19 protein-coding genes and 1 tRNA gene are annotated in these 15,218 nt (G+C 64.8%); 6 read left to right on the plus strand and 14 right to left on the minus strand.

All coding sequences use genetic code 11. The annotated features are described in order from the left end of the window. Positions 1-33 precede the first annotated feature (33 nt). Together CSW59_RS10255 and CSW59_RS10260 are read right to left on the minus strand one after the other, a co-directional pair. Entirely contained in the window at positions 34-360 is a 327-nt protein-coding gene (locus tag CSW59_RS10255) for a rhodanese-like domain-containing protein (RefSeq protein ID WP_099443951.1), read from the minus strand. Next, positions 360-692, minus strand: coding sequence for a helix-turn-helix transcriptional regulator (locus CSW59_RS10260; protein WP_099443952.1), 333 nt, complete (start codon positions 690-692; stop codon positions 360-362). Before CSW59_RS10260 ends, CSW59_RS10255 begins: the two co-directional genes overlap by 1 nt. Before the next feature lie 155 nt (positions 693-847). Here CSW59_RS10260 and CSW59_RS10265 point away from each other — a divergent pair, with 155 nt between their 5' ends. From CSW59_RS10265 to CSW59_RS10285, 5 genes are all read left to right on the plus strand, one after another. Further along, the gene (locus tag CSW59_RS10265; protein WP_099443953.1) at positions 848-2,128 is read left to right on the plus strand and encodes an NAD(P)/FAD-dependent oxidoreductase; all 1,281 of its coding nucleotides are present in this window, start codon (positions 848-850) and stop codon (positions 2,126-2,128) included. Positions 2,129-2,145: 17 nt separating this feature from the next. Next, entirely contained in the window at positions 2,146-2,589 is a 444-nt protein-coding gene (locus CSW59_RS10270) for a thioredoxin domain-containing protein (RefSeq protein WP_099444550.1), read from the plus strand. A gap of 21 nt (positions 2,590-2,610) precedes the next feature. Next, a complete protein-coding gene (locus tag CSW59_RS10275; RefSeq protein ID WP_099443954.1) occupies positions 2,611-2,814 on the plus strand; it encodes a DUF2892 domain-containing protein in 204 nt (67 codons plus the stop codon). Between the two features lie 5 nt (positions 2,815-2,819). Continuing rightward, positions 2,820-4,076 (plus strand): TolC family outer membrane protein, encoded by a 1,257-nt coding sequence (locus CSW59_RS10280; RefSeq protein ID WP_099443955.1) that lies wholly within the window; start codon positions 2,820-2,822, stop codon positions 4,074-4,076. A gap of 305 nt (positions 4,077-4,381) precedes the next feature. Continuing rightward, positions 4,382-4,846 carry an IS6 family transposase gene (locus CSW59_RS10285; protein ID WP_255408979.1) on the plus strand — a complete coding sequence of 155 codons (465 nt, stop codon included), beginning with the start codon at positions 4,382-4,384 and terminating at the stop codon, positions 4,844-4,846. Here the strand turns inward: CSW59_RS10285 and CSW59_RS20600 are convergent. The 8 genes from CSW59_RS20600 to CSW59_RS20775 all read right to left on the minus strand — a co-directional run bounded on the left by CSW59_RS20600 (position 4,843) and on the right by CSW59_RS20775 (position 9,619). Further along, a complete protein-coding gene (locus CSW59_RS20600; protein ID WP_143754988.1) occupies positions 4,843-5,022 on the minus strand; it encodes a hypothetical protein in 180 nt (59 codons plus the stop codon). The two genes, CSW59_RS10285 and CSW59_RS20600, sit on opposite strands and share 4 nt — an antisense overlap. A 62-nt stretch (positions 5,023-5,084) precedes the next feature. Beyond that, on the minus strand, positions 5,085-5,954 hold the full coding sequence (locus tag CSW59_RS10290; RefSeq protein WP_099443956.1) for an alpha/beta fold hydrolase: 870 nt from the start codon (positions 5,952-5,954) through the stop codon (positions 5,085-5,087). Next, positions 5,951-6,751, minus strand: a complete 801-nt coding sequence (locus tag CSW59_RS10295) for a hypothetical protein (protein WP_099443957.1) — start codon at positions 6,749-6,751, stop codon at positions 5,951-5,953. Before CSW59_RS10295 ends, CSW59_RS10290 begins: the two co-directional genes overlap by 4 nt. Continuing rightward, complete coding sequence (locus CSW59_RS10300; protein ID WP_369825769.1) at positions 6,748-7,593, minus strand: formylglycine-generating enzyme family protein; 846 nt, start codon at positions 7,591-7,593, stop codon at positions 6,748-6,750. Before CSW59_RS10300 ends, CSW59_RS10295 begins: the two co-directional genes overlap by 4 nt. 28 nt (positions 7,594-7,621) lie before the next feature. Continuing rightward, the gene (locus CSW59_RS10305; RefSeq protein WP_099443958.1) at positions 7,622-8,116 is read right to left on the minus strand and encodes a hypothetical protein; all 495 of its coding nucleotides are present in this window, start codon (positions 8,114-8,116) and stop codon (positions 7,622-7,624) included. A 37-nt stretch (positions 8,117-8,153) separates the two neighbouring features. Beyond that, positions 8,154-9,119 (minus strand): hypothetical protein, encoded by a 966-nt coding sequence (locus tag CSW59_RS10310; protein WP_099443959.1) that lies wholly within the window; start codon positions 9,117-9,119, stop codon positions 8,154-8,156. A gap of 89 nt (positions 9,120-9,208) precedes the next feature. After that, positions 9,209-9,349, minus strand: coding sequence for a hypothetical protein (locus tag CSW59_RS20770; RefSeq protein WP_161495043.1), 141 nt, complete (start codon positions 9,347-9,349; stop codon positions 9,209-9,211). Positions 9,350-9,469: 120 nt separating this feature from the next. Then, a complete protein-coding gene (locus CSW59_RS20775; RefSeq protein ID WP_161495044.1) occupies positions 9,470-9,619 on the minus strand; it encodes a hypothetical protein in 150 nt (49 codons plus the stop codon). A 196-nt stretch (positions 9,620-9,815) separates the two neighbouring features. Here CSW59_RS20775 and CSW59_RS10315 point away from each other — a divergent pair, with 196 nt between their 5' ends. Beyond that, positions 9,816-10,142, plus strand: a complete 327-nt coding sequence (locus tag CSW59_RS10315) for a hypothetical protein (RefSeq protein WP_099443960.1) — start codon at positions 9,816-9,818, stop codon at positions 10,140-10,142. A gap of 255 nt (positions 10,143-10,397) precedes the next feature. Here CSW59_RS10315 and CSW59_RS10320 read toward each other — a convergent pair. From CSW59_RS10320 to CSW59_RS10335, 4 genes are all read right to left on the minus strand, one after another. After that, positions 10,398-10,474: transfer RNA gene (locus CSW59_RS10320), tRNA-Arg, on the minus strand. 317 nt (positions 10,475-10,791) lie between these two features. Then, complete coding sequence (locus CSW59_RS10325) at positions 10,792-11,967, minus strand: DUF563 domain-containing protein (protein WP_099443961.1); 1,176 nt, start codon at positions 11,965-11,967, stop codon at positions 10,792-10,794. Positions 11,968-12,026: 59 nt separating this feature from the next. Further along, complete coding sequence (locus tag CSW59_RS10330) at positions 12,027-14,465, minus strand: glycoside hydrolase family 99-like domain-containing protein (RefSeq protein ID WP_099443962.1); 2,439 nt, start codon at positions 14,463-14,465, stop codon at positions 12,027-12,029. Then, a complete protein-coding gene (locus tag CSW59_RS10335; protein WP_099443963.1) occupies positions 14,462-15,214 on the minus strand; it encodes an ABC transporter ATP-binding protein in 753 nt (250 codons plus the stop codon). Before CSW59_RS10335 ends, CSW59_RS10330 begins: the two co-directional genes overlap by 4 nt. Positions 15,215-15,218 lie beyond the last annotated feature (4 nt).

Here is a 15,218-nt window from a genome sequence, read left to right on the forward strand (position 1 = left end):
CCCCTCCAGGGCTTTTGGTCTTCTGCTTGTCGATTAGCGGACGGTCGGCAGGCCGGCGGCCTTCCAGGCCATGATCCCGCCCGTCAGGTGGGTCTCCAGCGGGTGGCCGGCCTTCTGGCAGTGGCCGACGGCGGTGGCCGAGCGCTTGCCCGAACCGCAGCTGAACACCACGGCCTTGTCGCCAGCGTCGGGCAGGGCCTTCGGATCAAAGCTCGAGAGCGGGGCGTTGATTGCGCCAGGAATGCGTTCGGCGGCGAACTCGGCCGGTTCGCGCACATCAACCAGCAGGATTTCCTGGGCATCGAGGGCGGTCTTCACCTGATGGGCGGTGAGGTCCTTGGTCTTGGGGGATCCGAACATCAATGAGTCTCCTTGACGGGGGCGGTTTGAGGGACCGCGCAGAACAGTCGCGACAGGGTCTCGACCAGAGCGCGGGCTTGGCCGCTGCGCAGGCCGTAGTAGATGGTCTGACCATCTCGCCTGGCGGCGACGACACCGTCGCGGCGCAGCAGGCCCAGGTGTTGTGAAGCCAGGGTCTCACGAATGTCCAACAACTGGGCGAGCGCGCCCACCGACTGCTCGCCGTCAGCTAGCGCACAGACGATCATCAGCCGATGCGGATTAGCCAGCGCCTTGAGCAGGGCGCAGGCGTCGTCCGCAGAGGTCTTGAGGGCGCGGGGTTCAAAATTCATAGTTGCGTATATGCGATTTTTCACATATTTAGTCAAGTATCGTTAGGGTGACGTTATCCCGAAGGGTCGGGGCCAGACGTGATCCGGATCAGTGTCAGCCGTACGAAGCGAGCCTAGCCTCTGGCTCAGAACTGCGGTTTTGGAGGACCGAGATCATGGCCAAGCCGCGCATCGTGATTCTGGGCGCCGGACTTGGCGGCGCCATCGCCGCCTTCGAAATCAAGCTGGCCGTGGGTGACAGGGCCGAGGTCGAGGTGATCTCGCAGGGCGATACTTTCCACTTCGTGCCTTCAAACCCGTGGGTCGCCGTACACTGGCGCAAGCGCGAGGCCATCGAAGTCAAACTGCCGCCCGTTTTCAAAAAGAAGGGCATCGCTTTCCAAGGTATTGGCGCGGCCAAGGTCATGCCCGAACGCAACCAGTTGGAACTCTCCGACGGTGTGCTGCTCGACTACGACTATCTGGTCATCGCCACGGGGCCGGAGCTGGCCTTCGACGAAATCCCAGGTCTTGGTCCGCACGGCGGGTTCACCCAGTCGGTTTGCCACGTTGACCATGCCGAAACGGCAGCGACGGCCTTTGACCGCTTTGTCGAGAATCCCGGCCCAATCGTGGTCGGTGCGGTCCAGGGCGCGTCCTGTTTTGGCCCGGCCTACGAGTTTGCGCTGATCCTCGACACTGAACTACGTCGCCGCAAGGTGCGCGACCGCGTGCCGATGACCTTCGTAACCTCCGAGCCCTATGTCGGCCATCTGGGCCTCGACGGCGTAGGGGACACCAAGGGACTGCTGGAAAGCGAGATGCGCCAGCGTCACATCAAGTGGGTCACCAACGCCAAGGTCGCCTCGGTCGAGGCCGGGATGATGCATGTCGAGGAGATCGCCGATGACGGCGCCGTCAAGGCCACCCACGATCTGCCGTTCTCCTATTCGATGATGCTGCCGGCCTTCCGGGGCGTAGCCGCCGTGCGCGGTGTCGAGGGGCTAACGAACCCACGCGGTTTCATCTTGGTCGACAAACACCAACGCAATCCGACCTATCAGAACATCATGGCCCTGGGGGTCTGCGTCGCCATCGCTCCGACGGGCAAGACCCCGGTGCCGGTGGGCGTGCCCAAGACCGGTTTCATGATTGAGAGCATGGTCACAGCCATCGCCTATAACTTCAAAGAGATCTTGAACGGCCAGCCCGCCACCCATGAGGCGACCTGGAACGCCATCTGCCTGGCGGATTTCGGCGACGGCGGCGTGGCCTTTGTCGCCCAGCCTCAGATCCCACCGCGCAACGTCAACTGGTCGGCCAGTGGCAAGTGGGTGCACCTGGCCAAGGTCGGGTTCGAGAAATACTTCCTGGCCAAGGTCAAACGCGGTGAGAGCGAGCCCTTCTACGAGAAGCTCGCCCTGGACGTGATGGGCATCCACAAGATCAAGCCCTGAGCGCGAGGGTCATGGTGATGCGGCAGCTTGTTTGCCCGGCCTGCGGCGCGACCAATCGCGCCCCGGAAGACAAAGACGCCCTGGCGGCCAAGTGCGGTCGCTGCGGCGAGCGCCTGTTCTCCGGTGCGCCAGCCGAGGTCAGCGGCGCGCAGTTGACCGCCCACGCCGGCAAGAGTCGGGGCGTCGCCGTGCTCGTCGATGTCTGGGCCCCGTGGTGTGGCCCCTGTCGGTCCATGGCCCCTCAGTTTGCTGCCGCCGCCGCAAGGCTCGAGCCGGACGTGCGGCTCCTGAAGCTCAATTCGGAAGCTGAACCTCAGGCCGCAGGGGCACTCGGCGTCACGGGCATTCCGGCCCTGCTGCTCTATCGGGACGGATCCATCATCGCGCGAACCGCCGGGCTGATGAGCACGGCACAGATCGTCGCCTGGACGCACCAGGCCCTGGCTCAGGCCCGCGCCTGAGCCAGCTAGAGGAGTTTGATCATGACTGTCGACCGAATGGTTCTGGCCTTTGCAGGCCTTGTCGTCCTGTTGGGTGTTGCCCTGGCTCAGTTCGTCCATCCCTGGTGGATCGGCCTGACCATCTTTGCGGGCCTCAACATGATTCAGGCGGCCTTTACCGGCTTTTGCCCGGCCGCGATGATCTTCAAGAAGCTCGGCGTCAAGCCGGGCATCGCTTTCCGGTGAGTATAATGCGCACCGCCCTTGCCCTGACCTTGCTGGCCAGCGTCGCCACGCCCCTCGGCGCGTCGGCCATGACCCTGCCTGAGGCCATTGTCTTGGCGCGGCGCGCCAATCCAGGTCTCGCCCAGGTGCAGGCTCAGTCGGATGCGGCCAGTGCCCGGCTGACCCAGGCCCGCGCCGGCCGCCTGCCCAGCCTGACCCTGTCGGCTGAGAGCGCCAGCGGAACGACCGATCTTAGCGGCTTCTTCGGCTTTGGTCAGAGCGATGTTTCGCCCCGCGCCGCGTCGTTGCAGCTGCGTCAGTCGTTGTTCTCAGGTGGTGGTGTCAGCGCCGCCATCACCCAGGCCAGAGAGGGCAAGGCCGCAGCCTTGGCCCAGGTCGGCGGCGCGACGGCCATGCTGAGCGCCGAAGTCGCGTCGGCCTATGTCGGGGTGCTGAGCGCCCAGGACATGGTGGCGTTGAGCCGGGCCCAGCTCGCCCAGATGGAAACCATCACCAGCCAGGCGCAGTTGCGCTTCAAAAGCGGTGAGATACCGCGCACAGATCTTGACCAGGCCACGGCCCGTCTGGCCGAGAGCCGGGCGGGTCTGGCCCGAGCCGAAGGCCAGCTGGCCCGGAGCCGAGCCCATTTCGTATCGGTCGTCGGCGCCGAACCGGACGGACTTGAGGCCGTGGTCTCGCCCCCCGCGACGCCCGCCTCGCTCGATGAGGCGATCGCAGCGGCATCTGAATCGAGCCCCATGCTATTAGCCGCCCAAGCGGCGGAACGTGCGGCGCAGGCCGGGGTTCGCTACGCCAAGGCCGATCGACTGCCGAGCCTGGCACTGACTGCTACGGCCAGCACAGCACGTGACCAGTTCTTTCCCGGCTACAGCGCCGATGGCGTCACGGTGGGTGTGCAAGGACGCTGGACCCTGTTCTCGGGTGGCGCTGTCAGCGGCCGCATAGACGAGGCCGGGGCGGCGCTTCGTTCCGCTCAGGCGAGCCTGAATTCAGCTCAGGCTCGAGTCCGGGAGACGGTGATCGTTGCCTGGGGCGATGTCGCCACTGCTCGGGCAGTGATACTGGCCGCCACCGATCAGGCCAGTGCCGCGACGAGCGCGCTGGACAGCGTGCGCAATGAAGTGCGGGTGGGCCAAAGGCCTGTCCTGGATTTGCTCGACGCCGAACGCGAAGCCTTGGCCGCCCAAAGCGGCCTGGTGACCGCGCGCGGCGAGGTTACGATCTCGTCCTATCGGCTCAATGCCCTTCTGCATGGCCAATGAACCAGCCACGTCCGACAATGTGCTGCGGGCGCTGGCCGATATGCAGTTGCTCCCCCGCGCGACGCGCCTGCTTTCGCGTGAATGCTAGAGGTTGGCGTGGTCTCGACGTCGCCTGTGGAACGAACCGGTGACTTACTTCAAAGCCGGTTGCTCCACCGATGCGTAGGTACAATCGTCTAGAAGTGCTAAGACGACTCGATACAATGTCGGGACAACTTAGCGCCGTCCGGCTAACCCATTGAAACGGAACGGGTCGGCAAATTCGCTAACTTGGGGCCACAACTTAACGCTGGCACAGAAACCCTATCCGACAAGCTAGCGCTGTCCCTAAACCCCGGAACTCCGTCCTAGAGCCCCTCTCATTCAAACGTCATCGCTTTGCGCCCGAGATCATCCGGCCCGCGATCTGGCTCTATTTCCGCTTCAGCCTGAGTCTGCGAGACGTGGAGGAGTTGCTGGCCGAGCGCGGCGTCGAAGCCAGCTATGAGACGATCCGACGCTGGGCGAAGAAGTTCGGGCCGGCGATCGCGCGCCGACTAAAGGCGCTGCGGCCCAAGCCGTCGCCGCGCTGGCATCTCGATGAAATGGTCTGCCGGGTCGGCGGCAAGCACGTCTACCTGTGGCGCGCCGTGGATGACGAGGGCGAGGTGCTCGACATACTCGCTCAGCGGCGCCGGGACGCCGACGCGGCCAGGAAATTCCTGGTGAGATTGTTGCGCGGCCAGCCCATTGAGCCGGAGCGAATAACGACCGACGGGCTCAGATCCTAAAGCACCTCAACTGTTTCCCGAGCGATGTCGGCTGGTTGCTGGGTCATGGCCAGCTGCACCGAGACTATCCAGCTGAGCAAGTCGATGAGCTGGGCCGAGAGCTGATTTCCTCGCGCGAGATTGCCTGGCGCTGGCGAGTGTCTCCGACCATGCGCGATCGCCTTGGCGTCGATCATGACATCGATCGAGTGCTGCGCTGGCCTGTCTGATTTACGATGTAGGAGGTCAGCGACAACGTCTATCGCGCCACGGCGTTCAGCGCCGCTCGGACCCGTGGGCCGTATTGCGGATCGGCGAACAGCCGTGAGTGCTCGGCGTTCGACAGCGTCACGAATTCCACGGTTCGACCTTGAGCTTTGAGGCGCTCGGCCAGCCGTTGCGTCGCCGAGAAATTGATCGTTTTGTCAGCGCGCGACGCGATTACAATCACCGGTCCGGGCCGATCCTTCAACAGCGCCGGGATGTCGTAGCGTACGGCGCTGTCGGCGACGCGCAGTCGAACGAACGGCGCCAGCACGCCGGCCTTGGCGTCGGCCACGTCGTCGTATTGAGCGAAGGCGCCTTCCAGTACGATCGTCGCGAGGGCGCTGGTGTCGGCCGCCAAGGCGGCGCAGAAGCCGCCCCCCAGCGAGTGTCCCCAAAAGATCAAGAGGCGGCCATCCTGAGTCCTACGCTTGATCTCGGCGACAAGCGCCGCGCGCGCGGCGTCGAAGTCAGCCCGCGAGCCGCGGCCGTCGCTCAAGCCCAAACCGGGATAGTCGAACAACAACACGTCGCCGTATGGCGCCAAAGCGCCGCCGCGGGCCGCGCCGGCATAGGCCTCGCGGAAAGCGTTACCACCGCAGAACACGATCAGCGGCGCATCCGGACGCCCTTCTATGATCGCGGCATGGATGTAACCGAAGTCGGCCTTCAGCTTGGCGTAGGTCACCCGCCGATCTGGCTCCAGACGCGCCTGGCTGGTTGGTTCGCCGGACATCTTCCAGCCGTGGCGAGCCGCGTCTTCATTGGTGACCAGAACGTCGCGCGGTCCGATCTTGACGGTCACGCAGCCCGCCAGCACGCTGGCCAAGAGGCAGGACAGAAGGATGTATGGCAACCGGGTCAAACAACCTCTCCGTGGGCCAGGGCCGATCGAAGCGCCGACCTTATGCCGATGTCGCTCTGGGCAAGATGTAGCATCTCGCGCCGCGCCGGTTCGGCGCCGTAATCGTCGGGCACCGGATAGCTCTCGATCAGCAGGCTAGCGAGCTCCCAGGCGTCAGGATCGAGCTTCATGAAGGCATCGAGCCGACGGATCACCCGGGTGGCCAGGGCGTATGCGTCGTGCTGGCCACCAGGCACATGGTCAACCAGCACGTCGAGCCGTTCATCCACGTGATGGGCGATCACCGGAAAGACATCGCACTCCAGGCGCGTGGCGATTTTGGCCCAGGCGATCGTTAGATAACGCAGCCGTCCGAGCAAGGGCGCGTAGGCGTTGGCCAAGCCGCTAGCGGCGTAGTCGGCCATGCAAAACAGAATACAGCGCTTCTGCCGACAGTTCCTGAGATCGCGGGGTGTCAGCGCCGAGACGAACTGAACGGCGTCGGGGATCAAGCCCCGGTTTTCGCGCCAGAAGGCGACACCCTCCTGGCTGGTCAGGACAAGGAATGGCAGGCCTAGCGGCGTCGCCAGATCGAGCAACAGGAAGTATGTGGAAAAGTGCGCCGACACGATCATCAGCCCCGACGGCGATGACGCGATCCCGCGCCGCATCGCCTCGAGCGTCATCGCTGGAAAGCAAACCGTCGGTCGCGGCTTCCGGCCCGCCATGATATCGACGGCGGTGCTCCAGTTCCGGATGCGGAGAACACGCGCGTGCTCCCGCCGCGCTTCGGCGTCGCCCGTCTCGCTCGTCGTCACGGCAGGTCCCGAGCGATACGGAAACCGAAGTCGTTGTCGCGGAAGTCGACCTTGTTACGGCCCCTGGCGGCAGGTCTCAGGAAATTGTCGGGCGTGTTCCATCCGCCCCCCCGGAGCATGCGCCGCCCGCAGTCGCCGCCCGCGTTTGCGCCGCCGTCGGCTGGCGCGGTGTCATAGGTGAGCGTGAAGCAGTCCTCGACCCACTCCCAGACATTGCCGGCCATGTCGTAGATCCCGAACCGATTGGGCGCGTAGCCGCCCACCGGCACGGTCGCGTTGGTCCCGCTATCCTTGAAATTGGCCGCGCTGGGCGAGATTTGCTCTCCGTCGGCGAAGGTGGAGCGCCCGCCCGCTCTGGCGGCATATTCCCATTCCGCCTCGCTCAGCAGACGGTAGGGCTTGCCAGTCTTGGCCGACAGCCAGGCGCCATAATCGTGCGCGTCGCGCCAAGAGACGTTGATCACCGGGCGTCGCCCCCGGCCCCATCCGGCGTCGCTCGCGACGGCGGTCCCGTTGTCGGTCGCCTTGCAGCCGCCAGCCGCCACGCAGGCGTCCCATTCGTCGAACGTGACCTCGAAGCGCCCCACGGCGAATGGGCGCGCGATGGTGACCTTATGCGTCGGCCCCTCGTCAGGGCCCCTGCCCTTCTCCTTAGCCGACGACCCCATCACGAACGTGCCAGCGGGCACGGCGACCAACTCGGGGCAAACGGCGTCACAATCCCGGAATGGCTGGGACGCGGTCTGTGCATTGGCGACGCCGCACGCCGCGGTGACGATCCAAGCCGCGAGGCCGGCGAGAGCGGAACGAGGCGAAAAAGTCATGAAATCCAATACTGTCATCTCAAGGTGAGTAACTATCGCACGCGTCCTAGAGCCATATCCTGGATTCACGCGCGATCAGCGAGGAGACTTGGGCCTCGACCTCGGCGAGATGATCGGCGTCGTCCGAGGCCCAGCGCATGGCGGTCAGATGCCCTCGCAGCAGGGCCAGGCGCCGATGCCGCTCGTTGCGCTCTTTCAGCGAGGCGTGCTCCAGGCGTGTCAGGATTTCGGGCGACGTCCTGTCTACAACCCACTCGACGAACGCCTCCTGGATCTCGGAGAGCGAGCCTCCGAACCTCGGAACGGCGACGCCTTGCTCCCGCGGGACATGTAGGAAGGCCTCATCGACCTGAGCCAGCAGATAAGCCGTAGTGCAGTTGGAGACAAAGGCGACGCCTAGCAAGACGTGGTGGAACAACGGCGCGACGAGTATTGGCGGCGCCAATAGATCGTGCGCCAGATTGACACGCGCTCCATCGGCGGGGTGCTCCTTCAGCGCCTTGATCGCTTGCAGCATGTCATCGACCCGCTGGTCGGCCATTGGCGAGCTCTCGGCGCCCATATGGATGCGAAGCCGCCTAGGCACGGGACACTGAAGCCTTCAACATCTTGAGCAGGGATCGGGTGAAGAAGATCAGGCCCAAGCAACTGAGACCGCCCAGGAAGACCGCGGACGGAGTCAGGCCTCCATGCATCGCGCCGTCGACGAGGTGCTGGATGTTCCGCCACAAACCGCGACCGACAAAGAGAAGATAAGCGGCCGTGACGGCCACGATGGCGATCTTCACGAGCTTAAACGGGTCGCGAGCTTCGATCCAATCGGAGAACTCGGCGAGGATCTTCTGGCCGTCGAACCGCGCCACGGGGATCAGGTTCAACAGCACGGTGAAATTGTTGATATGCACAAGGCTCAGCAGCGCGCGCTCCTGCAGGAGCCACGCGGCCACGGTCAGTAAGATCGAGGCCAGCATCTGGAAGTAGACACCGCCGGTGTAGACGATGATCCGCTCTCGACGCGACAGCAGCTTAACCAAGCTGAGTTTGGTGAAGAAGGACGGCATGACCAAGTAGATGCCGACGCCCAGGCCGTCGGCCCGAACGCCCACGCTCCGACAAGCGGCCGCGTGGCCGAACTCGTGCAACACCAACAGGGCCGAGATGCCGAGGAAGCCGCTGATCGCGGCCCAGCCGATGTTCGAGGCCTTGTTCAGGTCGAAGACCTTGATCATCGGCACATAGCCGTAGATGTCGACCAGAACCGGTAGGAAAACGCCCGCGATGAAAGCCAAGGTCAGCAGTACAAAGTGCGCACCAGGCCGGATCAATGGGCTAAACACGTCACCGATCACATTGATCCAGGCCTCCGGGATGACGTCAAAGCTCGTCAGGAAGGCGCGAGCCTGGGCCGGCCCCTCGCGCGCGGGCTTCCGAGCTAGAAGCGCCTCCAGATCACCGCGCTCCGCGACTTCCGGGGGGAGCATGTAGCGCCGACCACGGTGATAGACCGTCGCCCTGCCCTTCACGATGTGAGCGCGAATTTCCATGGGTTTCCGCCAGCTGCATACGACCGAGCCAGCATCTTGGGGCAGGGCTGGTCGCTTGAAATCACAATCGAGCGCCGCCTCCCGGGCGCCTACCAAGACGTCTCCTGAAAGTCGATCGTGCAGTGATCACCACTATCGCAATCGACGGTGACGCTGGTCGAATAAGCAATGATTTCTTCCAGCTCTTCGATTTCGACGATCGCGACTGGGACGGTTTCGGAATTGATCATTGAATATTTCCGCGCTTTGAAGTCGCAAGTCTTGCGGCTCGATCGAGTGCGGCCAGACCAGCCATCCGAGACCGGACTGGCCGCATGGTTGTGACCGTCGACGAAAAACGCCGACGACAACTACCAGATGGTCTTGGCGCTGACCGTGCCGGAGACGCCGCCGTCGCTGTCGGCAGTGATCGAACCGCTGGTCTCGACCGAATAGGCGATGATTTCTTCCAGCTCTTCGATCTGATCGATCGTGACTTGGGCGGTTTCGAACTCGGTCATCAGTCCCTCCGTATTGCTGAAAGCCGGCGAGTTGCTCGGCCCGATTAAGCTACGCCACGGATTTTTGACTCGCAATAAGGTTGTATAGAGAAAAATACACGTTTCAGTACAATCAAGTCGATTGTCGGCTTGGCCTCGTTGGATCATGTCCAGGCCGCAGCGTGATCTAGGGTCTGGACTCAATCGGCGTCCACCTTTGCGGGCACACCTCGCCTGGGCCCTGGGCGATCGCGACGACGCGCTGACGGCGGCCGAGGCGGCGCTTACCCTGCCACCCACCAACTACACCTCGACCGAAGCCTACTCAGCGCCGTCCCTGGTCGGCGCGCTGGCCTCGGCCGAGCCGCGCGACCCGGCCGAGCGCCGTCGCGCCGCAACGCTGATCAAGCGCGGCCTGCCGGCGCTGGCCCGCTACGCCCTGGTGTTCCCCATCGCCCGGCCGCGCCCGGCCCTGGTGCGCGGCCTGGTCGCCGCGCCGCGTGATCCGGCGCGCGCCGCGTCTGCACTGGCGCGCTGCAGTTGAATAGCATTGCGGCGACGGCGGCCGATCCGCTGTGCGTTGTGGGATCTCAGCAGCTCGGCCGTCTCGCAGCGGCTCCAACCGGACGATCAGCTGGCTAACCCACCTCTACACTGCTGTTTATCAACGCATCGCACTCTTCAGCACCATGCGCATCCGGTTGCTGGTGCTCGTAGGCGACCAGTGGGCTACCGCTTGCAGATCAGACAGTCTTAAGTTGGCAAAGTGGACAGCGTTAGGTGGTCCTTACAACGGCGCTGGCGGCCCGGGAGGGACTCGAACCCCCGACCTTCGCTTTAGGAAAGCGCTGCTCTATCCTGCTGAGCTACCGGGCCGCGGCGCGCGCGGGTCAGGGTGCATAGCGCAAGTTGGCGGGCGTGCGAACCCCAGTAAGGCGAGAAGCTGTTCTCGGCCTGAGGCTCGAAACGGAGCAGCAGAATCTGGTTGATCTGGGCGGCGTTACAGGACGACGTGGGCGACGCCGCGCTCGGACTTATCGTCGCTGATGAACGCCCAAAAGCGCGAGCGTGGATCGTGGTCGATCCCGGAAATCACTTCAGCGGCTAGCAAGAATTGACCAGGGACACGCGCGGCCGCGCCTCCGCCAGCGCCGCGAACGGCAGGATAAAGGCCAAGGTCAGACTTCCTGCAGTCATAGACGAAGCTCCGGCGCGACGGGCGGCGTGTAATCCTCTGCGCCCCTGGCGGAACAGGCCTCCGCGCGCTCTATGGCGATCGTGAGCTTTCGGCGGAATTCCTGCGGATCAATCCGAAACGGCTGCCTTTGCGGCTCGATCGTATGCAGGCGCGGCTCGCCGTCTTCTGGCAGGATGTAGCCAAGGTCGTGGCGACGGAAGTTGGCGATCCGCGATTGGACGTCCACCAGCCAGTTCAGCGACACAACTTGGCAGCCGGCGGGCGAGAGCAGGGTGTTGTGAAGGCCTGAGCCGAACTCGCCGGCCACAAGGCGGGCCTGCGAGAAAATCCGCGCCTGCTTCGCCCAAGACAGGGTTTCCGGCCGCAGCACGACAAGACCAAGGCTCTTGGCGATCGCCTCGATCTCGGTCTCGTTCTCCATCTGGCGGAAGGACTGCGGGGTGCGCACCCCGCTTCGACTGACGAACACCTTGTCGAAGCCGCCGTTACGCGGCGGCTTCCGCGCCTCGCGTTCGAGCTCTCCGCGCAGGAAGTCGTGAAAATGGTAGTCCTTATGCAGCATGTGCGGCAGCAGGACCGTACCGACCTCCACGGCCTGGCGGCTGCTGTTGTAGGTGATGATCTTGAGCTTCGGGATCATCGCGCGCGCGATCTTGGCCATGTAGGTCGGGGCCGAGGCCGGCAGCAGCAGCGGAGCAACGACGCCGGCGTTGATCAGCGCCCGGATCAGGAAGAGCTTCGGATACATCTCGGTCAGCCAATGACCCCAGACGTAGTTGAAGTGCGTGATCACGAAGGCCTTGGAGAGTTGGAGCCGGACTGGCGCGCGAAAGTTCCAAGCCTCCGGCGTGATGTCGTGATCGTACCAATGCTTGATATAGAACGGATAAGCCTGCTCAGCGTAGACGAGCCTGTCGTCCAGCTTCAGATGCGCGCCCATGCCGCCCACGATGGCGCGGTGAACCACCAGTAGGTCGATATCCGGCGTCATCGCCGGGCCGGATTCATGCGGCGCATTCAGTAAGTCGCCCGCGCAGGGCCACAGCATCGGTCGCGGCGGTATGGCGCCGCTAGACGGCATGAGACTGACCCGCGCCGCGCGATGCGCGCTCCCCAATGCCTCGGCGAGCGAAACCCGTTCAGCCTTGGATAGGTCGATCGAAACGGTCATCGCGCGCGCCTATGTCGACTGATCGAGGAAGACTAGGAACGCATCGACGACGGCGCGCCTCACAAATCGAAGCTCGCGCGATAACCCGCTCGGGAGACGATGGCGGCGGTCAGGCGCTCCATGGCGTGGGCGGTCGTGCCGTCGACGCGACCCAACTCTTTCTCAAAGCCGATCTCGGCCTCGGTCATCGTCAGGAGCGGCGCGAAGGCTTTTGTCCGCCCCCAGAACATCGAACCTGCGGCGAAGGGCGTCCCTGGATCAATCGCCAGATCCATGGCCCGAGCCAGCCGCCGCACGTGGGTTTCGTTGTTCGTCATGACCCCAGGTTCACCCAAGGCCATGCGAGCCCCGGCCGCCGCCAGCAGGCCCAGGGTCTCGTCGCCGTGGAACTCCGCCAGGGCCCGCTGGATCGCCTCGGGACCGATCAGATCGGCAACCAGGGTCTCCCGCCAGGCGTCGCCGTCGGCGCGATGCGGCGAGCGCTTGGTGTGCAGCTTGCAGAACAGCTCGTAGCCATGCTCGCGCGCCGCGCCGAGAGCCAGGAGGAACGGCCCGAGATCACGGCCCAGGTTCGGCGCGACAATGAACAGGGCGTTCGGAAAGGCCGCTCGCGCCGCTTGCAGCTGCGCCTCGGCCCATGTGTCTGGAACCGTCAGGATGACGTCGGCCTGATCCTGGACCCGCGCCACCCGCTCGGCGAACCAGTCGGTCAGGTCCGGATAGTAGAGATGCAGCAGGATAGCCGCGCGCGCGCGTCGCCGAAACGTCTTGGCGGCCTGCGCCACGATCGGATGATCCGCCGTCACGCGGTGGGCGTAGGGCGCCATGGCGGCGCGCGTGGCGTGCAGATAAGCATGCCCGAACCAGCGGTCGGGCTCGAGATAGGCGCCCTCGCCCCACTCGTTCCATGCGTTGACGAACACCAGCGCCTCGCCTGGCGGCCGCGCGCCCTGGGCGTGGGCCAGAGCGCCCGCCAGCCAGCGCTGGTAGAGCGCGGGCTCGGCATTGTGGAAGACCTTGCCCCCACCGGGCTTTCGAGCCTGATTGTCCCAGCCGGGCATGACCCCAGGCACGAAACCTGGATCGGCCGCCGATAGAGCCTTCAGCTTGGCCTCGACCACACCGCCATAGTCGTAGACTTGTCCGTAGAACCCATCGTGCAGCCGCTGGACCCGCCCGGTGATCTCGGCGGCCTCGATCCCGTGCGGCGGAAAGTCGATGACGCCATCGAAGCCGCAGCCCGCATAGTCCGAGAAGCCAAACGCGGTCGTCGCGTAGAGGGTGATCTCGCCCAGGCCAAGGCCGCGCGCCTGCTCGCGCCAGAGCCGCGCGGTGGCGCCCGGATCGGGCAGCCGGTCGGGACGGTAGACGACGAGCACGGGCTTTCCGCCGATCCGCAGGTATCGTGGGTCGGCCATGTACCGGGCCATGTCGCGAAACACCGCCGCGTCATCCTCTGGCGAGTGGTTTTGACCAATCAGGATGTCGTCTTCGTCACCTTCCCAGCGCCGGGTCCAGTTTTCGTTGGCCCAGCACAGCGCGAACGGCAGGTCCAGAGACGGATCGGCCAGATAGGCCTCGATCGGCGCCTCCAGCAGACGCTTGCCGTCGAACCAGTAGTAGTGGAAGCAGAAGGCCGCGACGCCGGCGTCACGGGCCAGCGAGACCTGCCGCGCCATCACCTCGCGAACGCGCAGATCGTAATAGCCGAGATCGGCGGGGAGACGCGGCTGATAGTGTCCCACGAACTGCGGCTGGGCCTTGGCCACATTGCTCCATTCGGTGAAGCCCCTGCCCCACCAGGCGTCGTTCTCGGGGATCGGGTGGAACTGCGGCAGGTAGAAGGCCACCACCTTCGGCGCGTCGGGCGCTAGGCGCAACGGCTCCACGATTGGGCCGGCGAATTGATCGCTGTGAGCGTTTTGCGCGACCTTGAACGCATGATCGTAGGTCTGCCGCCAAGCATCGCTTCCCTTGTGGAGCGGGGCGTGAACCGAGCGCCGCGTGGCGCGCCAAGCCGCCGCGACAGGACGGCGGAGTGGCCCCAGCAGGCCTTTGACGCCCTCGACGATCGGCCCCAGCGCGCCGCGCGGATCAGGCTCCAGCCGGCCTGCGCCGGTGACAGCGAAATGGTCGATGGCGATCCGCCGAAGGTTCCCGCTCAGGGTCAGGCGCGCGCCGCGAAGGTGGCGTCCTCGCGCCGGCAACACCGCGAACAGACCGCCGGCCTGAGACTTCAGACGGGCTCGGGACTCCACAGAATAGCCAGCGCCCCAGTCCGCCTCCACGACAACGCCGCCAAGATCTCCGGTGATGGCCTCAAGGCGAAGCTCGACGCGAAGCGTGCGAATTTCGGCCAGTTCCCGCAGCCGCGCCTTGTCCGGCGTCCATTCCAGGACGATGTCGCGGCCCTCCGCGAGCAGCTCAGCGCGCCCTTTCGCCGACGCTTGCCAGGCGCCGCCCTGAACGGGGCGCAGGTTCAGCCCCCCCTGGCTCATGCGGCTTGGGTTTCCCGACAGGCCATCCAGTCCTCGGTCGACCCCAGAAAAGCGATATGCCCCCCCTTGAGCTCGCAGACACGGTTGCAGACGCGGCGAACCAGGTCGTGGTCGTGAGTGGCCAGGACGACGATCTTCGCCTCCTCGACCATCTTCTGCATGCGCTGGCCGGCCTTCTTGACGAAGTCGGCGTCGCCGGCGCTGAGCCATTCGTCCAGAACCAGGATATCGGCCTCGAACTCGGTGGCGACCGAGAACATCAGGCGAGCCAGCATCCCCGCTGAATAGGTCCGCACCGGCAGGTGCAGGAAGTCACCCAGCCCCGAGAATTCGGCGATGGAGTCCACGCGGCTGTCGATCACCTTGCGCGACAGCCGGCGCATCAAGCCTAGCTTGTAGATGTTGCGCAGGCCCGTGGCCTCCATTTCGATGCCGGCGTTGATGGCGATCATCGAGGTGATGTCGCCGTCGATCGTCATCTGGCCCCGGGTCGGGTGATAGATGCCCGCGATCACCTTCAGCAGGGTCGTCTTGCCCGAACCATTGTGGCCGACCAGGGCGATGCGGTCGCCCTCATTGATTTCGAGGTTGATCCCCGACAGCGCCCTAACGGCGGCGACATCGCCCGCAGCCTTGTACATCTTGCCGCCGACGGCGAGGTTGAACACCGCGCTGCGCAGCGACTGCGAACGCAGGCTGTAAACGAAGTAGTCGAGATCGACGTCGGTCAGCTTGATCTGGTGGGTCATCGCC

Source organism: Caulobacter sp. BP25 (assembly GCF_002737755.1).
In the GTDB taxonomy this organism is placed as follows: Bacteria; Pseudomonadota; Alphaproteobacteria; order Caulobacterales; family Caulobacteraceae; genus Caulobacter.